General features: G+C 60.9%; 17 protein-coding genes, 1 other RNA gene and 2 pseudogenes. 13 read left to right on the top strand and 7 right to left on the bottom strand.

The features are described 5' to 3' along the window. Positions 1 to 67: 67 nt before the first annotated feature. The 10 genes from AC27VU_RS04545 (at position 68) to AC27VU_RS04500 (ending at position 11,401) form a co-directional block, all read left to right on the top strand. Positions 68 to 892, top strand: a complete 825-nt coding sequence (locus AC27VU_RS04545; RefSeq protein ID WP_103520285.1) for a (Fe-S)-binding protein — start codon at positions 68 to 70, stop codon at positions 890 to 892. Then, positions 889 to 2,343, top strand: coding sequence for a LutB/LldF family L-lactate oxidation iron-sulfur protein (locus AC27VU_RS04540; RefSeq protein WP_488723550.1), 1,455 nt, complete (start codon positions 889 to 891; stop codon positions 2,341 to 2,343). The genes AC27VU_RS04545 and AC27VU_RS04540 overlap by 4 nt, the downstream gene beginning before the upstream one ends. Then, entirely contained in the window at positions 2,343 to 3,014 is a 672-nt protein-coding gene (locus AC27VU_RS04535; RefSeq protein WP_488723549.1) for a LutC/YkgG family protein, read from the top strand. The genes AC27VU_RS04540 and AC27VU_RS04535 overlap by 1 nt, the downstream gene beginning before the upstream one ends. Further along, positions 3,011 to 5,821, top strand: a complete 2,811-nt coding sequence (locus AC27VU_RS04530; RefSeq protein WP_488723548.1) for an FAD-binding and (Fe-S)-binding domain-containing protein — start codon at positions 3,011 to 3,013, stop codon at positions 5,819 to 5,821. Before AC27VU_RS04535 ends, AC27VU_RS04530 begins: the two co-directional genes overlap by 4 nt. Positions 5,822 to 5,950: 129 nt before the next feature. After that, a complete protein-coding gene (locus AC27VU_RS04525; RefSeq protein WP_338800782.1) occupies positions 5,951 to 6,229 on the top strand; it encodes a hypothetical protein in 279 nt (92 codons plus the stop codon). Positions 6,230 to 6,325: 96 nt separating this feature from the next. Beyond that, positions 6,326 to 6,715, top strand: a transfer-messenger RNA (tmRNA) gene (ssrA, locus tag AC27VU_RS04520). 339 nt (positions 6,716 to 7,054) lie between these two features. Further along, a complete protein-coding gene (locus tag AC27VU_RS04515) occupies positions 7,055 to 7,423 on the top strand; it encodes a hypothetical protein (RefSeq protein ID WP_488723547.1) in 369 nt (122 codons plus the stop codon). 254 nt (positions 7,424 to 7,677) lie between these two features. After that, a complete protein-coding gene (locus AC27VU_RS04510; protein WP_488723546.1) occupies positions 7,678 to 9,084 on the top strand; it encodes a DUF2252 domain-containing protein in 1,407 nt (468 codons plus the stop codon). 220 nt (positions 9,085 to 9,304) lie between these two features. Continuing rightward, positions 9,305 to 9,892, top strand: a complete 588-nt coding sequence (gene rimJ / locus AC27VU_RS04505; RefSeq protein ID WP_488723545.1) for a ribosomal protein S5-alanine N-acetyltransferase — start codon at positions 9,305 to 9,307, stop codon at positions 9,890 to 9,892. A gap of 30 nt (positions 9,893 to 9,922) precedes the next feature. After that, on the top strand, positions 9,923 to 11,401 hold the full coding sequence (locus AC27VU_RS04500) for an ArnT family glycosyltransferase (RefSeq protein ID WP_488723544.1): 1,479 nt from the start codon (positions 9,923 to 9,925) through the stop codon (positions 11,399 to 11,401). A 75-nt stretch (positions 11,402 to 11,476) separates the two neighbouring features. On the opposite strand, the gene pmrG is transcribed toward AC27VU_RS04500, so the two are convergent. Beyond that, entirely contained in the window at positions 11,477 to 12,145 is a 669-nt protein-coding gene (gene pmrG / locus AC27VU_RS04495; protein WP_003221481.1) for a lipopolysaccharide core heptose(II)-phosphate phosphatase PmrG, read from the bottom strand. Between the two features lie 255 nt (positions 12,146 to 12,400). Here pmrG and AC27VU_RS04490 point away from each other — a divergent pair. After that, positions 12,401 to 13,462, top strand: a pseudogene (locus tag AC27VU_RS04490) (methyl-accepting chemotaxis protein); the annotation flags it as partial. Then, positions 13,457 to 14,320 (top strand): methyl-accepting chemotaxis protein, encoded by an 864-nt coding sequence (locus tag AC27VU_RS04485; RefSeq protein WP_371260362.1) that lies wholly within the window; start codon positions 13,457 to 13,459, stop codon positions 14,318 to 14,320. The pseudogene AC27VU_RS04490 and the gene AC27VU_RS04485, both read left to right, overlap by 6 nt. A 171-nt stretch (positions 14,321 to 14,491) precedes the next feature. Here the strand turns inward: AC27VU_RS04485 and AC27VU_RS04480 are convergent, their stop codons facing one another. From AC27VU_RS04480 to AC27VU_RS04465, 4 genes are all read right to left on the bottom strand, one after another. Beyond that, the gene (locus tag AC27VU_RS04480) at positions 14,492 to 14,728 is read right to left on the bottom strand and encodes a FitA-like ribbon-helix-helix domain-containing protein (RefSeq protein WP_217436894.1); all 237 of its coding nucleotides are present in this window, start codon (positions 14,726 to 14,728) and stop codon (positions 14,492 to 14,494) included. 187 nt (positions 14,729 to 14,915) lie between these two features. Continuing rightward, a complete protein-coding gene (locus tag AC27VU_RS04475; protein WP_488723543.1) occupies positions 14,916 to 16,289 on the bottom strand; it encodes a DUF1329 domain-containing protein in 1,374 nt (457 codons plus the stop codon). Positions 16,290 to 16,440: 151 nt separating this feature from the next. Further along, positions 16,441 to 18,399 (bottom strand): DUF1302 domain-containing protein, encoded by a 1,959-nt coding sequence (locus AC27VU_RS04470; protein ID WP_488723542.1) that lies wholly within the window; start codon positions 18,397 to 18,399, stop codon positions 16,441 to 16,443. A gap of 44 nt (positions 18,400 to 18,443) precedes the next feature. Then, complete coding sequence (locus AC27VU_RS04465; RefSeq protein ID WP_488723541.1) at positions 18,444 to 19,733, bottom strand: phospholipase; 1,290 nt, start codon at positions 19,731 to 19,733, stop codon at positions 18,444 to 18,446. A 130-nt stretch (positions 19,734 to 19,863) separates the two neighbouring features. Here AC27VU_RS04465 and AC27VU_RS04460 point away from each other — a divergent pair. Next, positions 19,864 to 19,959 (top strand): annotated as a pseudogene (locus AC27VU_RS04460) (metal ABC transporter ATP-binding protein); the annotation flags it as partial. A gap of 14 nt (positions 19,960 to 19,973) precedes the next feature. On the opposite strand, the gene AC27VU_RS04455 reads toward AC27VU_RS04460, so the two are convergent. Beyond that, complete coding sequence (locus AC27VU_RS04455; RefSeq protein WP_488723540.1) at positions 19,974 to 21,542, bottom strand: FGGY-family carbohydrate kinase; 1,569 nt, start codon at positions 21,540 to 21,542, stop codon at positions 19,974 to 19,976. A 20-nt stretch (positions 21,543 to 21,562) separates the two neighbouring features. Then, positions 21,563 to 23,158, bottom strand: a complete 1,596-nt coding sequence (locus AC27VU_RS04450; protein ID WP_488723539.1) for a glycerol-3-phosphate dehydrogenase/oxidase — start codon at positions 23,156 to 23,158, stop codon at positions 21,563 to 21,565. Between the last annotated feature and the right edge of the window lie 4 nt (positions 23,159 to 23,162).

The following is a 23,162-nucleotide window of genomic DNA, read 5'->3' as shown; positions in this document are numbered from 1 at the left end:
AAGCAATGCTGTCTATATTCAGCAGCCGCCACAGACGGATAACCGGGCCCACCCGGAGACACGCCTGATGAGCGAGCTTTTTTACAACGCTGTGCCCAACGCCACCCGCGTTGCACCGCCACTGCCCGAACCTCGGCAATACCCCAGCGAGAAACCGTCGCGGGTCTACCTGTTCGGGACCTGCGTGGTCGACCTGTTCTACCCCGAAGCCGGGATGGACGCGATCCACTTGCTGGAGCGCGAAGGCATCCGCGTCGAGTACCCGCAGGGGCAGAGCTGCTGCGGGCAACCGGCCTACACCTCGGGTTACACCGAGCAGGCGCGGACGGTCGCGCGCTCGCAACTGGCGCTGTTTGCCGGGGAATATCCGGTGGTGGTGCCGTCGGGTTCCTGCGCGGGCATGCTGCGCGAGCATTACGCCGACTTGTTCAAGGACGAGCCGGAAACCTTGAAACAGGTGCAGGCCCTCGCGGCCCGCACCTATGAGCTGGCCGAGTTCCTGCTGTTCGTCTGCAAAGTGCAGCTCAAGGACAGCGGCGAGCCGGTCAAAGTCGCGCTGCACACCTCGTGTTCGGCACGCCGTGAAATGAACACCCACCTGCACGGCCGCGAGTTGTTGGCGCAGTTGAGCAACGTGGAACGGGTCAACCATGACCATGAAAGCGAATGCTGTGGCTTCGGTGGGACATTCAGCGTCCGTATGCCAGACATTTCCGGCGCGATGGTGGCTGACAAGACCCGAGCGTTGAAGGAATCCGGCGCGCATCAGGTGTTGAGTGCCGACTGCGGCTGCTTGATGAACATCAACGGCTCGCTGGAAAAACAGCAGGAAGCACTGCGCGGGCAACACCTGGCGAGCTTCCTCTGGCAGCGAACCGGAGGTGCGAAATGAGCACCTCCGCGATTATTCCTACGGTCGCCGTAGAAGAAGATTTCCGCACCCGGGCACATAACGCTCTGGGCGATGCGCAGCTACGGAACAACTTCCGCACTGCGATGGATTCACTGATGACCAAGCGGGCAGCGGCTTTCAGCGATGCCCACGAAAGAGAACATTTGCGCGCCCTGGGCAACTCGATCAGGGCGCGTGCGCTCTCCAAGTTGCCCGACTTGCTCGAGCAACTGGAACAGAACCTGACCCGCAACGGTGTGACAGTGCACTGGGCGGAAACGGTGGACGAGGCCAATGGCATCGTCTTATCGATCATCCGCGCTCACGAGGCGCGGCAAGTGATCAAGGGCAAATCGATGGTCAGCGAAGAGATGGAGATGAACCATTTCCTCGAGGCTCAAGGTGTTGAATGCCTGGAGTCCGACATGGGGGAATACATCGTCCAGCTCGACCACGAGAAGCCTTCACACATCATTATGCCGGCGATCCACAAGAATGCCGGTCAGGTCGCGTCCTTGTTCCACGACAAACTTGGCGTGGAGTACACCAAGGACGTTGACCAACTCATTCAGATCGGTCGCAGAGTCCTGCGGCAGAAATTCTTCGAAGCGGACATCGGCGTTTCCGGCGTCAACTTCGCCGTGGCCGAGACCGGCACCCTGCTACTGGTGGAAAACGAAGGCAACGGGCGCATGACCACCACCGTGCCGCCGGTGCACATCGCCGTCACCGGCATCGAAAAGGTTGTGGAAAACCTGCGCGACGTGGTGCCGCTGCTATCGCTGCTGACCCGCTCGGCGCTGGGCATTCCGATCACCACTTACGTCAACATGATCTCCGGCCCGCGCAAGGAACATGAACTCGACGGCCCACAGGAAGTGCACCTGGTCCTGCTCGACAACGGTCGCAGTCAGGCCTTTGCCGACAGCGAGCTGCGCCAGGCCCTGAACTGCATCCGCTGCGGCGCCTGCATGAACCATTGCCCGGTCTACACCCGCGTCGGTGGTCACACCTATGGCGAGGTTTACCCGGGACCGATCGGCAAAATCATCACCCCGCACATGGTCGGTCTGGCGAAAGTACCGGATCATCCGAGCGCTTCGTCGTTGTGCGGTGCCTGCGGTGAAGTGTGCCCGGTGAAAATTCCTATCCCGGCGATCCTGCGGCGCCTGCGCGAAGAAAACGTCAAAGCCCCGGACAGTCCGCATCGAGTGATGCGCGGCCAGGGCAGCAAGTATTCGCGCAAGGAACGCTTCATCTGGAACGCCTGGGCGAAACTCAACAGCTCGCCGACGCTGTATCGGTTGTTCGGGTTCTTCGCCACGCGCCTGCGCGCCCTGATCCCGAGCCATATCGGCCCATGGACGCAAAACCACAGCGCACCCAAACCCGCCGCCCGCTCACTGCATGACATGGCCCGCGAACATCTGGCCAAACAGGGAGACCGCTGATGAGCGCCAAGCAAAATATCCTCGCCAAGCTGCGGAAAAGTCTGACCGGCGCCACACCGATTGCCGACGACTTCGACGTCGATCTGGTGACGCAGCCTTACACCTACAGCGCTGAGCAACGTATCCCGCAACTGCGCAAACTGATGGAAGCGGTGCACACCGAGATCCATCTGATTACTGGCGCAGACTGGCCGGCGCTGCTCGCGCAATTGCTGCGGGACCGTCGGTTGCCAAGCCTGCTGATCGCACCGACTACACCCCATGGGCAGCGCATCACACAACACTGGGCGAACAATCCTGATCTGCCGACGCTGAAGTCCTACAACCGGCCGATGGAAGAATGGAAAGCCGAGCTGTTCAACGACACCCCTGCCAGCCTCACCGGCACCCTCGGCGCCATCGCCGCGACCGGTAGCTTGATCCTTTGGCCAACCCGTGAAGAACCGAGACTGATGAGCCTGGTGCCGCCGGTGCATTTCGCCCTGCTCAAGGCCAGCGAAATCCGCGACAACTTCTATCAGGTGCAACAGGAATTCGAGTGGGCCCAAGGCATGCCGACAAACGCGCTGCTGGTGTCCGGCCCGTCGAAAACTGCCGACATCGAACAAGTGCTGGCCTACGGCGCCCACGGCCCGAAAGACCTTGTGGTGCTGATCCTGGAGGACCAATGACGCTTCCGGTGAATTTCCTGCGCGATGCGCAGCAACTGATTCCAGCGGAGCGCCGTTTCGACGATCCGCTGTCGACATTGGCCTTCGGCACCGACGCCAGCTTTTATCGGCTGATTCCCAAACTGGTGATCCGCGTCGAGTCCGAAGACGAAGTGGTGGCGCTGCTGAAACTGGCCCAGCGCGATCAGGTCCCGGTGACCTTCCGCGCCGCCGGCACCAGTTTGTCCGGGCAGGCGATCAGCGATTCGGTGCTGATTGTGCTGGGGGATAACTGGAACGCTCGCGAGATTCGCGGCCAGGGCATGCAGATTCGCCTGCAGCCCGGTGTGATCGGCGCACAGGCCAATGCGTGGTTGGCACCTTTCGGACGCAAGATCGGCCCGGATCCGGCGTCGATCAATGCCTGCAAGATCGGCGGCATCGTCGCCAACAACGCCAGCGGCATGTGCTGCGGCACTGCGCAAAATACCTATCACACCTTGGCCGGAATTCGCCTGGTACTCGCCGACGGCACCCGCCTCGACACCGAAGACGCCGCCAGCGTCGCCGCTTTCCGCGTCAGCCACAGCGATCTGCTGGAGCGCCTGGCGACATTGGGCCGCGAGACCCGCGCCAATGCCGAACTGGCGGCGAGAATCCGCCACAAATACCGTCTGAAAAATACCACCGGCCTGTCACTCAATGCGCTGGTGGATTTCGACGAGCCTGTGGATATCTTGAGCCACCTGCTGGTCGGTTCCGAAGGCACGCTCGGCTTCATCAGTGCGGTGACCTACGACACGGTGATCGACCACCCGAACAAGGCCTCGGCTCTGATCGTGTTCCCGGATGTGGAAACCTGCTGCAACGCGGTCACCGTGCTGAAAAGCCAACCGGTGTCGGCGGTAGAACTGCTGGATCGGCGCAGTCTGCGCTCGGTGCAGGACAAACCGGGCATGCCGGATTTCGTACAACACCTGTCGAACAACGCCTGCGCGCTGCTGATCGAATCCCGCGCCGCCTCTTCCACTTTGCTGCAAGAACAACTGGCGCAGATCATGGCTTCGCTGGCCAGTTTCCCGGTGGAAAAACAAGTCGACTTCACCGAAGACCCGGTCGAGAACGCCAAGCTCTGGGCGATCCGCAAGGACACCTTCCCCGCCGTCGGCGCCGTGCGTAAAACCGGCACCACGGTGATCATCGAAGACGTGACCTTCCCGGTCGAGCAACTGGCCATCGGCGTCAATCGCCTGATCGCGCTGTTCGACAAACATGCCTACGACGAAGCGATCCTTTTCGGACACGCATTGGAAGGCAATCTGCACTTCGTCTTCACCCAAGGCTTCAACAGTCCGGAAGAAGTCGCACGCTATCAGGCGTTCATGGACGACGTCGCGCAACTGGTGGCGGTGGAGTTCGGCGGTTCGCTTAAGGCCGAACACGGCACCGGGCGCAACATGGCGCCGTTCGTTGAGCTGGAATGGGGCAGCGATGCCTATCAACTGATGTGGCAGCTCAAACGCCTGCTCGACCCCTACGGCATCCTCAACCCGGACGTGGTGCTCAGCGAAGATCCGCAGATCCATCTCAAACATCTGAAACCGCTGCCGGCGGCGGATGAGATTGTTGATAAGTGCATCGAGTGCGGTTTCTGCGAACCGGTCTGCCCGTCGAAAGGACTGACCCTCAGCCCGCGCCAGCGCATCGTGATCTGGCGTGATATTCAGGCGAAAAAACGCGCCGGTGTTGACACCACCGAGCTGGAACAAGCCTACGAGTACCAAGGCATCGAGACCTGCGCGGCGACCGGGTTGTGCGCACAGCGTTGCCCTGTGGGCATCAACACCGGCGAACTGGTGAAAAAGCTTCGTGGCCGACACGCGACGCATCAGAAAACCGCTGACTGGATCGAAGGAAATTTCGCCAAGACCCTGCAAGGTGCACGCTTCACCCTGCACGTGGCCAATGGCGCACGGATGCTGCTTGGCGCACCGCGTCTGGCGAAGCTTTCGGCGACGCTGACGCGCTTGTCCAAAGGCCAGGTGCCGCTGTGGACCAATGCGATGCCGCAAGCGGAAAAAGCCATTCGCTTCAGCCCGAGTGTGTCGGACGAGCGCCCGCGCGTGGTGTATCTGGCGGCCTGCGTATCACGGGTGATGGGCCCGGCGGCGGGTGACAAAGAGCAGATGTCGCTGTACGACAAGACCCGTGGCCTGCTGGAAAAGGCCGGTTACCAAGTGGTGTTCCCGGACAATCTGGACAACCTCTGCTGCGGTCAGCCGTTTGCCTCCAAAGGCTACGCCGAACAGGCCGAACACAAACGCCAGGAACTCATCAGCGCCCTCCTCCATGCCAGTCGTGGCGGGCTCGATCCGATCTACTGCGACACCAGCCCCTGCACCTTGCGTTTGGTGCAGGACGTAGGAGATGTTCGCCTGGATCTGTACGACCCGGTGCGCTTCATCCGTACGCATCTTCTCGATCGTCTGGAGTTCACCCCGCAAGAAGCACCGATTGCGGTTCACGTGACCTGCAGCACACATCACCTGGGCGAAAGCCAGGCGTTGATCGATCTCGCGCGCAAATGCAGCAAGACCGTAGTGATCCCGGAAGGCATTCATTGTTGCGGGTTTGCCGGCGACAAGGGCTTCACCACACCGGAGCTGAACAGCCATTCGCTGCGCACACTCAAGGACGCGGTGCAGCACTGCAGCGAGGGGATTTCCACCAGCCGCACCTGTGAGATCGGCCTAACGCAGCACGGCGGCATCGACTATCACGGACTGGTCTATCTGGTGGATCGGGTAACCCGGGCCAAGGCCTGCTGAAGAAAAATAGAACCCTTGCGCGCGACCGTAGTCCACAGAACAGACCCCGAAAATCGGGGTTTTTCTTCCACTCGGTTGCCCGTCCTGACGGCCAGCGAAGTCTGGGTCCCTCAGTTCAAGGAGATACACATGAAACGTTCTGTACTGTTAGGTCTGTTCGTTACTGCCTCGATGCTGGCCTCCACCTCGTTCGCCGCCGACAAGCCTGCCGACCTGTGCGATGCCAATATCCAGACCATCGACAATGCCAAAGGGCAGTTGTCTTCGAATCCAGAACTGACTCAGCGCGCTGAAACCAGTGTTGCCAAAGCCAAGGCGCTCAAGGCCCAAGGCAAAATCGACGACTGCATTGCGGAAACCTCGCAAACCATCGTGGAACTGCGTAAATCCAGCGGCACCAACAACTGATTCACGCCCCGGCCAACCTTCGGGTTGGCCTCGGGGGCCGTTTGGCGTACACTGCGCAGGCTTGTTGCCTCACCTGATGTACGAGGCAATGAGTTCGGGGCCGATTAGGATTCGACGCCGGTGACGAAACTTTAGGTGCATGCCGACTTGGTAACAGAAGTCGTAAATCCACTGTTGCAACTTCTTATAGTTGCCAATGACGACCAATACGGTGCTGCTCTCGCTGCTTAATTGCAGCTGACATGCACTCCTGGTGCCTTCGGGCCCAGCAATCATCAGGGGATGTCTGTAAACCCGAAATGATTGTCATATAGAACAGAATCGCCGTGCAGTACGTTGTGGACGAAGCGGCTAAAACTTACACAACTCGCCCAAAGCACCCTGCCCGTCGGGTCGCTGAGGGTTAACTTAATAGACACGGCTACGCATGTAGTACCGACAGCGGAGCACTGGCGGACGGGGGTTCAAATCCCCCCGGCTCCACCAAACTCAATGTAAAAAAGACGTCCACGGACGTCTTTTTTTGTGCCTGAAATTCATCACGCCCCTCCTCGTTTGATCAGTCAAAATGACAGCAAGTGGCTAAAAACCACCTTGTTGACGCACAAGAGCCGGCGTAGATTCGCCCCCTCTCAGCCTGGCTGGAACGCTTTTCGCAATTCGACATGGACAGTTATGACCGACCTCCCCCGCTTGATCCCACCTCCACTCCCCCCATCAACCGGCATCTCTTACCGATCCAGGCTGTTCAGTTGGGTGAAGAGGGTCTTTTCGATAATCGGTGTTCTTAGCGTATTGAAGTACGCCGCAATTACTTTGATCGGCATGACTGCCGACGCCGATGACGATGTGTATTCCAAGGTTTTCGTTTCACCTGGTGGACATTACAGCGCAGCCCTGATTTCTCGCTCGGGCGGTGGGGCGATTGCGCCGATGTGTAACGACACTGTGGTCGTGTTCAACAGCCGGATGCCACTGGAGGAGGTGGTACAAAGCAAGAATTACGACGTTTATTCAGGCGAATGCGACAGCTTCGTTGACCACTCGGCTTCGCCAGATATTCACTGGATTTCCGATTCGGAAATCCACATTGATTTCGCAATCAGCGCGACCCGGGTTGACAGTCGCCGGGTTGACTTACGTGCAATGGATGCTTCAGGAAACGTACAAGTCAGGTTCTCCGCTCATCGCTGAACATCAGCCACTTTAATCACTGGACGAATGGACTCTCGTGGAATGGGTAAACGCTTCCCGGTGTATGACAGTGCCGACGCTGGCGCGGGGAAGATGCGGCAGGTTCAGTAGAGGTTGGGGGCCGGTAAGCCGGGTGGATTTTGCGTGAGGACAAGGTCACGGCGTTCTGAAATAACTGGGCGCGTTGCGGCCGGAGGATAAACCTTCAAACCGCTTCTAAACTCACACCGCCCCCACCGCCAAAACGAGCGCTCATGACCACCCTCCAAGACCGCATGAAGCAAGGCAAGGACGCCCGCAAACAATGCTCGCGCAGCGCCCACGCCATCACCGGAAAGATGAACCGCGATCCGATCCCGCTGATCAAGGCCTCCAGTCAGGGCCGCGTCGCCTCACTGGTGGAATTGCGTTACGGGCGGATGCTGGTGTCGCCGTTCGCCTTCTTTCGCGGCAACGCATTGGTGCAGGCGCACGATCTGTCGGACACCGAGAACATGGGGCTGGTCGGGCCAATCTGCGGTGACGCGCATTTGATGAATTTCGGCGGGTTTGCCACGCCGGAGCGCAATCTGTTGTTCAGCGTCAACGATTTCGACGAGGCTCACCCAGGGCCGTGGGAGTGGGATCTGAAGCGTCTGGCGGCCAGTTTTGTGATCGCCACTCGTGATTTGCGCCATGGCGATTCGGTTCAGGAAGAGGTCTGTCGGCAGATGGTGGGCGCCTATCAGGCGACGATGCTTGAGTGCGCCGAACAGAGTGCGCTGGAAACCTGGTACGACTCGATCAAGTACGAAGACTTGCTCGATCAGGCGCGCAAGAGTGCGCTGGAGCATGTGCAGCGCGCCGTCGATAAAGCCGAACGGCGCACCCACGCCGAGTTGCTGCCGAAGATCAGCGAGCGCGACGCCAACGGGCGGCTGGTTATTCGCGACGACTTGCCGGAAATCTTTCACCTGCACAACAACACCACGCTGCTCGACGCCGATGATGACTGGCTGCGGCTGTCAGACTGGCGTCCGCTGTCCGAAGCGTTCATGCGCGATTATAGGACCACGCTGCAGGCTGACCGCCGGGAGTTGCTCTCACGGTTTCAGGTGCAGGATCTGGCGTTCAAAGTGGTCGGCGTGGGCAGTGTTGGCACCCGCTGTCTCGTGGCGCTGCTGACTGACGAACGGGAATCGCCGCTGTTCCTGCAATTCAAGGAAGCGCGGCGCTCGGTGCTGGCCGACTATGTGAAAGCCAAATGCCGGACGCGCCATGAAGGTCAGCGAGTGGTCGAGGGTCAGCGCCTGATGCAATCGGCCAGCGACCTGTTTCTTGGCTGGACCACCGGCCCTACCGGTCGGTTTTTCTATGTCCGGCAATTGCGCGACATGAAGATCTCCGCCGAGCTGGAAAACTTCGACGCCGAAACCTTCGCCGCCTATGCCAGGGTCTGTGGCCGTGCACTGGCCCGGGCGCACGCCAAAGCTTCGGGTAATGCGGCGGTCATCAGCGGCTATATCGGCAAGGGCGATGCCTTGGCCGACGCTTTGTTCAAATACGCCCGCAGTTACACCGCGCAGAACGAGCGCGACTTCGAACGCTTTCAGCAGGCCTGCCGCAAGGGCCGGCTGACGGCACGTTCGGAAGCCGATTTCGCCGCGGATCATCTGCCCTGAAGCGTTGCAGAGCCGCCGCCACCGAGATGAATTTTTCTTCACTGCTCCGGTGCGATCAACACGGTACAGTCCGCTCGCTCATTCAAGAAACTACGGTTCGCCCGCGCTCTCCCGCGGGCTTTTTTTTGCCTGGCGTTTGCTGCCGGAACGATGCGCGCGGTTTGTTTTTTTCCATCCCGTGATCAATCCTGTCCCTCGACCCTGCCAATCGGAGCCGCCGATGTCACTGCTGAGTCTGCCCTGCCAACGCCTGACGCTCGCCATCCTCGCCCCGGAACAGGCCGAGCTGGAAAGTGACTTCTATGCACGCAACCAGCGCCACCTCGCGCCCTGGTCGCCGATTCGCACCAGCGAATACTTTTCCACCGAGCAGATTCGCCGACGCCTTGAAGTCCAGGCCAGTGCTTTCGAGGCCGGGCTGGCGATGCATTTCGCCCTGTTGACGCCGGATGGCCAGCAGATGATCGGCGCGTGCAATTTCAGCGGGATCATTCGCGGGGCGTTTCAGGCCTGTTATCTGGGTTATCACATCGACCACGCGCATCAGGGCCAGGGCTTGATGCAGGAGGGTCTGGAGGCCGGCATCGGCTACATGTTCGACACGCAGAACCTGCATCGGATCATGGCCAACTACATGCCCGGTAACGAGCGCAGTGCGCGGCTGCTGGAGCGCCTGGGTTTCGAGCGCGAGGGCTATGCCAAGGCTTATTTGAATATCGCCGGACGCTGGCAGGATCATGTGCTGACGGCGCTGGTTAATCCGTTGTTCGAAACGCCGGATCAGCGCTGGTCGCGACAATTAGCGTGAGTTTCACAATTTGTTAAGCATTGGCGAAGTATGCTCAAGGCTCCTGCCCTTTCCGGTTGCCTGAAATCCATGCCGCGTGCCGCCACTTCACTGTTTCTACTCGCCGCCCTGCTGTTTTTTTTCGCTTTGGGTAACCACCAGTTGCAAGGCTCCACCGAGGCCCGGGTCGCCGGGATCGCCATGGAGATGCATCTGGACGATGACTGGGTGACGCCGCGCCTGTTTGGCGAGCCGTTTCTGGAAAAACCACCGCTGAGCCTGTGGCTGGACGCCGGCGCCATGCGCGTGTTCGGTGTTTCGCCGTGGGCGGTGCGGCTGGCGTCGGCGGTGGCCGGATTGCTCAGCGTGATGCTGCTGTACGGCATGTTGCGCCGTTTCGGGCGCCCGAAAGCGGTCGCGTGGACGGCGGGGATTCTGCTGGCAACCATGGCCAGTTACTGGAGCAACGTGCGCGGGGTCGGCGAGGATGCGCTGCTGGCGCTCGGCGTGGCCACGGCGCTGCTGGCGTTCTTTCAGGCACAACGCGCACCGAGCGCCGGTAACTCGCTGCTGTTTATCGTCGGGATCGCTATCGCCACTTTGAGCAAGGGTGTGCTCGGTCTGGCGATGCCGGGGGTGGTGATTTTCGCCTACCTGCTGGCCGATAACCTGATCGACAAACGCCTGAAGATCGGCGCCTGGCTGCGTCCCGGCCTGCTCACGGCCGTGGGGCTGATTCCGTTGCTGATCTGGCTCGCCGTGCTGTATCAGCGCGGTGGCTCGCACGCCGTCGCTGAAGTGCTGCTGACCAACAGCGTCGGGCGCTTCAGCGGCTCGTTCGTCGAGGCCGGGCATTACGAGCCGTTTTATTACTATCTGGCCAAACTGCCGGAAGCGTTTCTGCCTTGGAACATTCTGGTGTACCTGGGCCTGTGGCATTTCCGCAAGGAGCTGAAGGCCAACCGTTACCTGCTGTTTTTCAGCCTGTGGATCGTTGCGCACTTCATCATGCTGACCCTGGCCTCGAGCAAGCGCACGGTGTACCTGATGTCGATGACCCCGGCGGCTGCCGTGATCGCCGCGGAGTACGCGCGCGTGTTGTTCGAGCGCTTGCAGGCGCGTGAAACCGCCGACCGCTTTATCGGAAGAATCGCCCGTCGTCGTCAGGCGCTTGCCGCAGGATTGCTCACAGTGGTGATCGGCAGCTACCTCGGCGCCGCGCAGTGGGCACTGCCCAACGCCGACAAGGAGCTGTCGTTCCTGCCGTTGACCGAACACATTCAGAGCTTGCAGGCCAACGGTCAGCAGGTCGCATTATTCCAGGCCAATGAACGGGTCGGCGGCGCCAGCGTGTTCTACACCCAAAGCGTGCTCAAGGGCTTGGACACCGACGCGCAACTGCATGATTTCCTCAGCGCGTCACCGTCGAACGTTGCGGTGATCTCGGCAGACAGCGAACCCGCCGCACCGCTCAAAGTGCTCAAGACCATGATGGTCGGGCGTCAGGCGTACTACTTCGTCGGCTACTGACGCCCTCGCGCCAGACAATAAAAAACCCGCCGGACTGGCGGGTTTTGTTTGGGCTGACGCTTTGCGCACCTCAGTTCATCGAGTGGTCACTGAGTGCCAGTCGGAGGCCTCGATAAAGCCAAGCATGCGCGGGGCGGCCTTGTTCGCGGCGGAAACGAACAGCGAAGAGCCGTAGCCAGGGTCAGACACCGGTACATCCAGATCTTTTTCCAGCTCCGCCATGCATTCACTGTGGGTCACCAGAATCAGATTGCGTCCCGGGATCTTGTGCGCCAGCGCTTCCTGCAAGATGCGCCCCTTGCAACTGATCAGCCAGTCTTCGCTGGCCGCGCGGTTGAACATGTAGCCGGCGGTCTGCACGGTGCGCAGCATCGGGCTGTTATAGATATCGACGCGGTTCAGGCCCAGATGCTCGAACTGTGCGCCGACACCCACCGCGACACTGCGCGAGCGGTCGGTGATGCCATCATCGCCGCTCAGGCATGGCGCCGGGGAGTGATCGCAGCGCTCGACGTGACGCACCAGCACGATCATGTCGCCCTTGGCCCACCCGGCCGCCAGCGCGCGGGCGCCGGACACATTGCCATGCGCCAGGTCCGGCACCGCCGCCGGGGCAAGCAGCCACAGGGTCAGCGGAATCACCAGCAGCGACGCGGCGAGCACCACCCAGGTATTGCGATAACGGGCCAGTCCGCTCAGGGAGATCGAGCGTTTGACGCCGAACAGACTCAGTCTCAATTCCACATCGGGCCGCCTCGTCGGCATGCATCACAGTCAATTCGATGCGGTAAGGGTAAAGAGGCGTGCGTAAGTGGCCGGTGAAACGTATGTGAAAAAAGTCTTGAAGTGCCCTTGTTACAAATTCCGTAGGACAAAATCCTTTCAGCTCTCGTGTTTGCGGCCGATACAAACCTGCTAACACCCTTGCTGGCTCAAAAAAACAACAATCTTCCAGCCTGACCGACGATCAAGTAGCTCTACGTTCCTGGAGGAATTGTGATGAATAGCTGGTTCGGCAACATCAGCGTGAACATGAAATTGGGCCTGGGCTTCGGCCTGGTCCTGGCCCTGACCTGCGTCCTCGCCCTGACTGGCTGGACCAGCCTCGGCGGCCTGATTGACCGCAGCAACTGGATGAGCGACATCACCCAGCTCAATGCGGGTCTGACCAAGCTGCGCGTGGTGCGCCTGCAATACATGCTGACCAACGGCGACGAAACCGCCGCGCAGAATGTACAAACCACCCTCGAAAGCTTCGCCGCGCAACAACAGGCGCTGATCAACAAGTTCAAGAGCCCGGAAAACGTCAAGCTGCTCAAGGAACAGGCCGCGACCATCGCCGAATACCAGACCTCGCTGAACAAGATGCGTAACGCCTACCGCACCGGCAACAGTGCCCGTGACGTGATGGGCACCAACGCTGACACCGCTTATAACCTGATCGAGTCGATCAGCAACCGCGTTCAGCAGTTGCCCCTGAGCGACGAGCGCTTCGCGCAGTTCCAGGCCATCACCGAAGCCAAGGAAGCGTTCATCCTCGCGCGCTATGAAGTGCGCGGCTACACGGCCACCACCAATGCCGAAACCGAGCAGAAAGCCGTCGGCCAACTGAACGTGGCCATCGACAGCCTCAAGCAATTGAACACGCACTTCTCGGGTACCCAGCAAGACACGCTCCATCAGCTGGAAACCGCCCTGACCAACTACCGCAGCGCGTTGCAGGCGTATAAAAACGCCAACAGCGAAGCGGTGCAGGCGCGTAAAGAGATGACCGATCAGGGCACCGCGATCGTCAACACCAGCGAGCAGCTGTACCAGATCCAGCTCGACCGTCGCGACATCGAAAGCGCCCAGGCTCGTACCTTCCAGTTGATCAGCACCCTGCTGGCGCTGTTGGTCGGTGTGATTGCCGCGGTGATCATCACCCGTCAGATCACCCGTCCGCTGCAAGAAACCCTGGCCGTGGTCGAGCGCATTGCCAGCGGCGACCTGACCCAGAACGTCACGGTCACCCGTCGCGACGAACTCGGCGTGCTGCAACAAGGCATCGCGCGCATGGGCGTGACCCTGCGCGACCTGATCAGCGGCATCCGCGACGGCGTCACTCAGATCGCCAGCGCCGCCGAAGAACTCTCGGCCGTGACCGAACAAACCAGCGCCGGCGTGAACAGCCAGAAGGTCGAGACCGATCAGGTGGCCACTGCCATGCACGAGATGACTGCCACCGTGCAGGAAGTCGCGCGCAACGCCGAAGAAGCCTCGCAAGCCGCTGCCGCCGCTGACGGCGAAGCCCGTGAAGGCGACAAAGTGGTGAATGAAGCCATCGCGCAGATCGAACGTCTGGCCAGCGAAGTGGTGCGTTCCACCGAAGCCATGAGCGTGCTGCAACAGGAAAGCGACAAGATCGGTAGCGTCATGGACGTGATCAAGGCTGTGGCCGAACAGACCAACCTGCTCGCGCTCAACGCCGCAATCGAAGCGGCGCGTGCCGGTGAAGCCGGGCGTGGGTTTGCCGTGGTCGCCGACGAAGTCCGTGGCCTCGCCCAGCGTACGCAGAAATCCACCGAAGAGATCGAAGGCCTGGTCGCCGGTCTGCAGAACGGCACCCAGCAAGTGGCTGCGGTGATGAACAACAGCCGCGCCCTGACCGACAGCAGCGTGGCCCTGACCCGCAAGGCTGGCGACTCCCTGGAAAACATCACCCGCACGGTGTCGAACATCCAGTCGATGAACCAGCAGATCGCCGCCGCCGCCGAACAGCAAAGCGCCGTGGCCGAAGAGATCAGCCGCAGCATCATCAACGTGCGCGACGTGTCGGAACAGACCGCCGCGGCCAGCGATGAAACCGCAGCGTCCAGCGTTGAACTGGCACGCCTGGGCGGTCAGTTGCAGCAGATGGTCAGCCACTTCCGAGTCTGATTTTCAGTCAGCACCAAAGGGTAAATCCAATCGCGGGCAAGCCCGCTCCCACAGGAAACGAGTCGAACACGGAATATGTGAACGACCGAAAAACCTGTGGGAGCGGGCTTGCCCGCGATTGGGTCAGATTTACTGCCACTGAAAATTGGCGATGCCGAGAAAATACTGGCTTCAGCGTGAAGGCACATCCAATTCAACGTCACCGACATTATTAAATCGTCTATGAATTCGAGTCCCCAAGCCAGCGGCAGATTGATTCTGCTCGAGCGCTTTCTGCAACATCACACGCGCGTGCTCTTCAATCGAACGATTATTAATATCTGCCGCTAACTGCAGTTCTTCATAGAGCTGAAGGTCAAGATTGCTGATAGTCAAACTCGCCACAATGTACTCCAGCGATACAGCCATCGAAGCAGCGAGACTACCACTCGGTTTACGAATCTTCGTTTCCAGGTTGTAACGCCATTTGATCGAGCCTTTGTAGGAGCTGCCGCAGGCTGCGATCTTTTGATCTTGTTTTTAAAATCAAAGTCAGAAGATCGCAGCCTTCGGCAGCTCCTACAGGGATTGCGTTCGATCATCAGTCCGGTGACCCTTAGCGCGTCCCGCGCTGGCGCAACGCCGACGGCATGAAATACGCGTCTTCCGGCACCGGTTGCGAGAAGTCCACGGTGGAGGCTTCTTCGTTGTCGAGGTTCTGCACGTAGTAACGCCGGGCTTGCAGGTCGTGGAACACGTCCAGTGCGCTCCAGGTGGTCGGCAGGTCGTAGAAGTTTTTCAGGTAGGCCATCGACACCCGCCACAACTCCCCTCGCCCATCGTATTGATCAACCAGCGCCGCGCCCCAGCTGTCCTCGTCGAGAAACAGCACGCGTTTGGAATAGATATGCCGCGCGCCCGGTTTGAGGTTGCCTTCGACCACCCACACACGGTGCAGCTCATAGCGAGTGAATTGCGGGTTGAGGTGGCCGGGGGTCAGCAGTTGTGCGTACTTCACGTCGGGGCTGCCGACCTTGTAGTTGTTGTAGGGAATGTAGATTTCCTGCTTGCCCTTGAGCTTCCAGTCGTAGCGATCCGGCGAGCCGTTGAACAGGTCAGTGTCGTCCGCCGTGCGCAGGCCATCGGACGAGGCGATCGGCGTGTCATATGCCAGGTTCGGCGCGCGGCGCACGCGGCGTTGGCCGGCGTCGTAGACCCAGGCCTGGCGCGGGTCCTTGAGCTGATCGAGCATCTCGTGCACCAACGCCGCACCGCCGGCCAGCCGCGCCGGACTTTTCACGAAAGCGAGGTAGTAGAACAGGATGTTTTTCAGGTCGGCGTACTGCCCGCCCGGACGGTAGAAGTTGAACAGCGCTTCCTGCTGCGAGGTGACGAGGGCAAAGCTGCCGTTGCGCTGCACCGGGGCTTCGGACGCGCGACGTACCACGTAGATTCCGCGATAACGGGTGATGTGGTTCCACAGCACTTCGATGCCGTCCTTGGGCACCGGGAACGGCACGCCACCGTAGGCATCGGCGAATCCGCTGCCGCCCTCCAGCAGCTTGGCCGAGGTCGCGTTCTTCAGGGTGTTGTCATACAGCCACTGCGGCGCCGAACCCGAGCGACGCGACGGATAGACCGGCATCTGGAACGTGTCCGGGTAGCTGGTGAACAGCGCAATCTGCCCGGGACTGAGGTGGGCCTTGTACTGGTCGAGATTGGCCTTGGTAATGGTGAACAACGGCTTGTCCGCCGCATATGGGTCCGGGTGATGTTGGCCCGGTTTGTAGCCGGCGGGCGCCTGGGTGATGCCACCGGTCCAGGCCGGAATGGTGCCGGCGGCGTTGCCGGCTCGCTCGGCGCCCATGGGCGTGAGGGTGGTTTTCAGTTGTTCGGCTTGTTGCGGGGTAATGGCGGCCAGCGTGCTGCCGGCGGTGAGGCCCAGAACCAGCGCCAGCGTGGTTTTGCTGAATCGTGATGTGTAAAACATGATCGATCTCCGTGTGAGGTCTGCAGGAAACCGCAGTTCCCCTGTGGGAGCGGGCTTGCTCGCGAAGGCGGTGTGTCAGTCACCAACCACTTCAATGACACACCGTATTCGCGAGCAAGCCCGCTCCCACAATGGATCTGCGTGTAGTCCCTTAAAGGAAATACTTGAGGTTGAACCCGACATTGTCGCGGTCGCGAATCCCGTTGTTCTGCCCGCCGCCCCAGAAGTTGGTGTATTGCACCTCGGCTTCGAGCTTGTTCTGGTAGTTGGCCTTGATCCCCAGGGTGTAGGCCTTGCGCCCGTCGATGGTGTTGCCGGCCTGATAGCTGTTGCCCTTGAAGTCGTCCTTGTAGACGACGTAAGGCGAGACGTTGACCCCGGCGTAAACGTCGTTCCAGGTGCCGTTGAACATCACCGTGTAGCTGTAGGAGTTGCGGTTGACCTGATCGTCACGATCACCGCCGGATACATAAGAGGTGTTGCCGGTACCGGCGTAATAACGCGTGCTGCCGTCGTAGGCGGTGTATTGCAGACTGCTGCCGCGCAAGTGTTCGGAGGCCAGTTCGAAGATGCCGAACATCGAGTCGAACGACAGCGTCGGGCCGAAGTTGTAGATGCTGCCCAGCGAGGTATTGAACGCCTCCACGCGCTCGGCGTTGTTGATCTCGCTGTCGAGGGTGACCATCTGCCCGCCGACGTTGATCGCCTTGCCGGTCACCGCCACAGCGGCACCGTTGGCCAGGTCGCCGATCAAGTCGTTAGTCGCGGCGATGCCGATCGGCAGGTTCGGCCGGTAGGCAATCTCACCGAACACCGAGGCCTGGCCCAAAGTGGTGTTGAAGCTGAAACCGTACATGCGGATGTCTTCGGCATAGCGCCGATGCGCCTGGATGTTGCCCATCACATCGGCCGTCGCCAGACCGTTGGCCAGCGCCCCGGCCTGACTGCCAGCGACGCTGGAGAGCATGTTGGTCAGGGCATTCATGTCGATGCCTTTGTAGCCACCGAGGTCAGCGGCAATGGTCGGTTCCTTGGCGTGGTAGTTGACCAGGTACAGGCCGAACTCGGTGCTGTTCAGCTCCTCGGCGATGTAGCGGAAGGCGAAGCCGAACTGGCCGTCGTTGCGCGCGTTGTAGTCCTTGCCGATCGACGCCACTTTCAGCGTGTTGCCGTAGGCCGGGGTCACACCGTTGGCGTAAAGGCCGGTGCTTTTCAGCGCCGGGCCGAGCAACGGGTTGTTGCCCAGTGCGCTGTACAGGCCGATGACGTTGCCGAAGCCCGGCACCGGGGTATCAAGCGCTGTGCCGCTGAAGTTGTTGTAACCGGTGTTGCCGCCATCGGCGAACAAGTCGGTCTGCGAGTAGAAAGTGCCGACCGGGTCGATGCGGGTTTCCTTCCAGTTGGTCTGATAGAAGCTCTCCAGGGTCAGCGAATCGCTGAGGCCGATGTTGAAGCTCACGGCCTCCACCGGCATCAGCACTTCCTTGACCTCGGCCCCCGGCAAACGGTATTTCGCCGCGTCCACCGGGTTGGTGGTGTTGATCCCGCCGCGATAGAAAATCCCCTCGCCCCAGTTGAACACCTGACGCCCGACCCGCGCGGTGATCGGCGTCTGCGCCACGTCCCAATTGCCGTAGACATAGGCGTCGAGCATTTCGATCCGGCTGCCGGCGATGTCGCGGGTCTGGCTGGTGAAACGGTCGTCCTGCGGGTAGCTCTGGCTCGGCTGCGCCGGGTTGTTGTTGCGGTAGTAATCGTTGCGCTTGTCCATCAACTGGGTGTCGTAGAACGCGGTGCCACGCAGGAACATCCCGTAGTTCTGGTAGTTGGCCTCCAGCTCCGAAGTGATTTTGTACACCTCGGAAACCAGCCCGGTATCGAAGTTGCGATTGCCGTCGTTGGTGTTGACGTCATCGTTGTTCTTGTCGCGGCCCTGCACCCGCCACAAACGGCCATAGGACAGGGTCGTGTCGATCGAGCCGGTGACTTGATTGTCCAGCACGCTGAACTCGGCAGCCTGCAACGCATCCACCGCGCAGAGTTGCAGCAGCCCTGCCAGGCCGACACCGGGAAGTGCCACGCCGGTGAGGCGCAATCGAGTGTTGATCATGGGTTCCTCCTTGTTCTTATTGTTTTTTTGCGTGGTCGCGATGGCTACGGTGCCAGTCCCGCACGGACATAAATCCGGCTGTGCGCGCCGAAATGCCCGAGCAGTTTGAACAGCTGCTGATTGAGTGCCGGATGCTCGAATGTCTCGCGCTGCACCTGATTGCCGCTGCTGAAATCACTGGTCACCGGAGCCGTTTCCAGCCACTGGCCGATGGCTTCATCGAACGCCGCCGAGTCCTCGACCGACTCGGCGCTGACCACGTCGCGCAAGTAGTCCACCGAGTACGGCGGATACTGTTGGTCTTGAGCGACATCGGCGTAGGCCGCGAGCATCGGATGCGCCTGACCGGCGCGCAGCACGCGGCGCAGCCAGGTCGATTGATACTTCTCGATTTCCATATGGCGGGTGGCGACCCGTTCGATCGAGGCTTTTTTATCGTCGGCAAAACCGGCCAGCGCCTTGCCTTCCAGCAGCAACAGACTCGGCAGTTCGACCCCGGGCAATGGCTTGGCGTGATACGGCTGGGTCAGGTCCTGCACGTGGTGCACGCCCCAGCCGAGAAAGCGGTAGCCCCAGTAAGGATGGCCAGAGGCGAACGCCAAACGCGCCAGCCCCAGGTACTGATAGGCGCGCCAGTCCGGCCAACTGCGCTGAAGAAATCCGGCAGCGGCATACACCACCGGGCTTTCATGGAAGAAGCCCATGTGGAACGGCGCCTGCGAGCTGTACTGAAAACGCGCATCGCCGAACGGCTGCGGGCCGAAGCCATACAGCGCGCCGACCTCGCCAGGGTTGTCGCTGAACAGGTTGATATCGTGACCGTAATCCGGCTCGTCGGCGGCGCTCGCCAATATCGCCAGCGCCGCGACTTTCTCGCCGTCCGCCACGCGAATGAAACGCTGACGATTCCATGGCGAAAGCGTCTGCTCGACCATCACCTGATCGGCACTGAGGTGTTCGCGTTCGGGCAGGTCTTGGCCCGGCAGCGGCTGAATGACCATCGCCAGATGAATGCGCGGATTGAGCCGCAACGCAGTGAGAAAATCGTGGCGCAGATTGTCGCCCGGCACCGCGGGCAGCTTCAGATTGTCGGGGCGCGGCGGGTATTGGGTGAAGTGTTCACGGGCGAAGTTTTCCTGTTGTTCCAGCAGTGCGACCACGGCCGGATATTGCTCGACAAGAAAGCGCTCCAGCGGCTCGACCTCGACCGGCGGCGCATCGCGCAGCGCCGGCAGTTCCTGCAACGCCAGATAGCTGCCCACCGTGTGGTTCGACCAGCCCCACGCCGTCGGGGCCATTGCACAAAGCAGCAACAGGAGAAATGTCAGCTTCATTGCTTTTAATTCTTATTGGAAGTGCCGTGGGGGTTGAGCCTAACAACCGCCCCCGGCGCTGACACTGTCCGATCTCACCAGAAAAAGTCTCCGATAGCGCCACATAAGAGGTTCCGATTCCACCGCATAACCTTGTGGGAGCGAGCTTGCTCGCGAAAGCGGTGGGTCAGACAAGACAATAGTGACTGACACTCCGCATTCGCGAGCAAGCTCGCTCCCACAGGGGACGGTGGTGGTCAGCTAAGCGGGGTAACCGGTGATTTTGCGGATGCTCTGGTACAACGGTTTGAGCTGGCGGTACATGCGCAGGTACACCTCGTTGTACAAACGCTCATAGACTTGCTGCGCCTCGGGCTGCGGTGTGAACACCGCGCCCACCCGCGTCATCGCGGCGATTGCCGTGGGGAAATCCGCATACAAGCCCAACCCCACCGCACAGCAGATCGCCGCGCCCAGCCCCGACGCTTCATACACATGCGGACGCTCCGCCGGCAGACCAAAAATATTCGCCGTCAGCTGCATCGCCGCATCACTCTGCGAACCGCCACCGGCCACTCGCAGGCGCTTGATCGACACCTTCGAGCGCTTCTCGATGTTCTCCAGCCCCTGGCGCAGCGCATACGCCAGCCCTTCCAGAATCGCCCGGTAAATGTGCGCGCGGGTGTGCACGTCGCCGAAGCCGATCATCGCGCCTTTGGCTTCGACACCCGGCTCACGAATCCCCGGCGACCAGTACGGTTGCAGCATCAGCCCCATCGATCCCGGCGGCACCGCATTCACCAACGCATCGAACAGTTGCTCGGGTTCAATGCCCTGCTCTTTGGCCTGCTGCATTTCGCGCAAACCAAACTCGTTCTTGAACCAGCTGACCATCCAGTAACCGCGATAAATCATCACCTCGCAGTTGTACTGATCCGGCACCGCCGAGGGGTACGGCGGGATCAGCGGGACGATTTCCAGATAGCGCGAGCGAGTGCTGGTGATCGTCGCGGTGGTGCCGTAGGACAGGCACACCGTGCTCGCATCGACCACGCCGGAGCCGACCACTTCGCAGGCCTTGTCAGCGCCCGCGGCAATCAGCGGCAGCCCCTCGGGAATACCCGTGTGGCGGCTCGCTTCGGCGCTGATGTAGCCAAGGGTTTCGCCGGGTTTGTGCAAGGTCGGCAATTGCTCCGGACGCACCGCCAGCGCCTGCCATTTCCAGTCGCTGGGTGCGGCCCATTTCAGGCGTTTGAAGTCGAACGGCAAATAGCCGACGCAACAACCCACCGAATCGACAAAGCGCCCACACAAACGATGGGTGAGAAACCCCGAGAGCAGCAAAAACTTGTCGGTCGCCGCCCAGATTTCCGGTTGATGTCGGGCGATCCAGTTGGCCTCGGCCTGAGCGCGAAAATAATCCACGGGGGCCTGCGCGCCGACCAGTTTGAACAGCCAGCCCCACGGCCCCTTGATCCCGCCCTCGACTTCGCTCTGGCGCTGATCGAGCCACAGAATGGCCGGGCGCAGCGGCTTGCCCTGAGCATCGACGTTGATCACCGTGCCGCGCTGGGTGGTCAGCGACACCCCGGCAATCTGCGAGCGATCAATCCCGGTTTGCGCCCATACCTGCTGACAGGCCTCGCCGAGTTTCGCCCAATAATATTCCGGATCCTGCTCGGCCCAGCCCGGTTGCGTCGAGTAATACGCCTGCAACTCGACCTTGCCTTTGCCCAGCAGATTGCCCTGCAAATCGAAGAGCAATGCGCGCACGCTCTGGGTGCCGTTGTCGATCGCTAGCAGGTAACGCGTGTTCGGGTGGTTATCCATGGCGCTCTCTTCAAGGGGCCTCAAGGCGTGGCATCCGGCAGACCGTGATGGCGTTGCCACAACGCCCGATAACGCTGCAGCTCTTGCTGCCAGTGTGCATCGTCCCAGCCCAGCCGTGGCTGGCAGCGTTGGCGGATGGCAGCGAAATGCTCTTCGCCACCGCGCGCCAGCAACAGACCCAGTCGGCTGCGGCGCAGCAACAGATCATCGAGGTGCAGCACCATTTCCGCCTCGCAGGCAAAGGCCAGTTCTGCCCACAAGGTGTCGGTATTGCCGACCGTTTCGTGGCCCAACTCGGTGATCAGCTGCGCCAGTCGCGGCAGGTCACGACCGTGGCGTCCGGCCAGACGTCGCCACTGTTGCGGGGTGAGTCCGGGGATCGGCAGTGGCGGCACCGCTGCGAACACCGGCGCGGCATCATCTTCGAAATCGCGGCCAAGCATGTCGGCGCAGGCCTTGAGCACTTCGATGGCTTGCGGACGAAACGTCGTCAGTTTGCCGCCGGCCAGGGTGACGCAACCCGGCTCCTGCCACAGCACATGTTCACGGGTTTCATTCGACGGCTTGCCTTGCTGCTCAGCCGCCGCGCTGCCGACCACCGGACGCACGCCGGACCAGGTCGACAGCACATCGCTCGCCGTCACTTCGGCACCTGGAAATTGTTGCGTGCAGGCCGCCAGCAGATAGTCGAGTTCTTCAGCGCTGATGCTCGCGCTCTGATCCAAATTCTCGCGATGATCGAGGTCGGTGGTGCCGACCACCGTCGCCCCTTCCCACGGAAAAACGAACACTGGCCGACGGTCACGCGCATGCAGAAACGTGAAGGCCTGCGCCACCGGCAAGCGCCAGCCCGGCAACAGCAGATGACTGCCGCGCAATGGCCGCAACTGTCGTGGTGCCTCGGGCAAACGCAGGCGCTCAGCCCACGCCCCGGTCGCCACCGCCAGCACGCCGCAACGCAATTGCAGCGATCCACCCGCTTCGCAGTCCTCGATCTGCACCCCACACACCCGACCGTTTTCGCGCAGCAAATGTTCGACGTGCACCCCGTTGAGCACCACTGCGCCATCGGCCCGCGCTTCGCTCAATACGCGCATCACCAGCCGTGCGTCATCGGTTAGCGCATCGACAAAACAGGTACCGCCGAGCAGGTGATTTTCCTTCACCCCCGGTGCCAGAAAACGCAGTTGCTGCGCATCATGAAAACGATGGCTGCGGCGTCCCGCCAACGCGTCGTACACCGACAACAAGCCACCGAACACACGCGGCCCGGGAAAGCCGCCACGGTAGTGCGGCATCATGAAGCTCATCGGTTCCACCAGCCCCGGCGCTTCGTCGAGCAGACGCTGACGCTCGCGCACCGAATCGCGGGTCAGGCGCCACTGGCCCTTGGCGATGTAACGCAAACCGCCATGGACCATTTTCGACGATCGGCTGGAGGTGCCCCAGGCGAAATCCCGTTGTTCCAGCAGCAGACAACGCCAGCCACGCCGCGCCGCTTCGCGCAGGATGCCGGCACCGCTGATGCCGCCGCCGATGACGATCAGATCCCAGCTTGCGTCGGCCAATGTCGGCAAGGTTTGCTGGCGCCATGCGGCGTTCCAGTCCGGATGCATGACC

It is taken from the genome of Pseudomonas sp. 14P5.3.2 (assembly GCF_057799175.1).
Note: the sequence above shows the minus strand (reverse complement) of the source record. Positions and strands in the feature narration are given on the sequence as shown.

What these genes read in the sequence shown, in the direction of transcription:
- AC27VU_RS04545 (WP_103520285.1), top strand. Translation starts at nt 68, where the DNA reads ATGAGCGAGCTTTTTTACAACGCTGTGCCCAACGCCACCCGCGTTGCA.
- AC27VU_RS04510 (WP_488723546.1), top strand. Translation starts at nt 7,678, where the DNA reads ATGACCACCCTCCAAGACCGCATGAAGCAAGGCAAGGACGCCCGCAAA.
- AC27VU_RS04465 (WP_488723541.1), bottom strand. Translation starts at nt 19,733, where the DNA reads ATGAAGCTGACATTTCTCCTGTTGCTGCTTTGTGCAATGGCCCCGACG.
- AC27VU_RS04515 (WP_488723547.1), top strand. Translation starts at nt 7,055, where the DNA reads ATGACTGCCGACGCCGATGACGATGTGTATTCCAAGGTTTTCGTTTCA.
- AC27VU_RS04525 (WP_338800782.1), top strand. Translation starts at nt 5,951, where the DNA reads ATGAAACGTTCTGTACTGTTAGGTCTGTTCGTTACTGCCTCGATGCTG.
- AC27VU_RS04480 (WP_217436894.1), bottom strand. Translation starts at nt 14,728, where the DNA reads ATGGCTGTATCGCTGGAGTACATTGTGGCGAGTTTGACTATCAGCAAT.
- AC27VU_RS04485 (WP_371260362.1), top strand. Translation starts at nt 13,457, where the DNA reads ATGGGCGTGACCCTGCGCGACCTGATCAGCGGCATCCGCGACGGCGTC.
- AC27VU_RS04475 (WP_488723543.1), bottom strand. Translation starts at nt 16,289, where the DNA reads ATGTTTTACACATCACGATTCAGCAAAACCACGCTGGCGCTGGTTCTG.
- AC27VU_RS04535 (WP_488723549.1), top strand. Translation starts at nt 2,343, where the DNA reads ATGAGCGCCAAGCAAAATATCCTCGCCAAGCTGCGGAAAAGTCTGACC.
- AC27VU_RS04470 (WP_488723542.1), bottom strand. Translation starts at nt 18,399, where the DNA reads ATGATCAACACTCGATTGCGCCTCACCGGCGTGGCACTTCCCGGTGTC.
- AC27VU_RS04530 (WP_488723548.1), top strand. Translation starts at nt 3,011, where the DNA reads ATGACGCTTCCGGTGAATTTCCTGCGCGATGCGCAGCAACTGATTCCA.
- AC27VU_RS04455 (WP_488723540.1), bottom strand. Translation starts at nt 21,542, where the DNA reads ATGGATAACCACCCGAACACGCGTTACCTGCTAGCGATCGACAACGGC.
- AC27VU_RS04500 (WP_488723544.1), top strand. Translation starts at nt 9,923, where the DNA reads ATGCTCAAGGCTCCTGCCCTTTCCGGTTGCCTGAAATCCATGCCGCGT.
- AC27VU_RS04450 (WP_488723539.1), bottom strand. Translation starts at nt 23,158, where the DNA reads ATGCATCCGGACTGGAACGCCGCATGGCGCCAGCAAACCTTGCCGACA.
- rimJ (WP_488723545.1), top strand. Translation starts at nt 9,305, where the DNA reads ATGTCACTGCTGAGTCTGCCCTGCCAACGCCTGACGCTCGCCATCCTC.
- AC27VU_RS04540 (WP_488723550.1), top strand. Translation starts at nt 889, where the DNA reads ATGAGCACCTCCGCGATTATTCCTACGGTCGCCGTAGAAGAAGATTTC.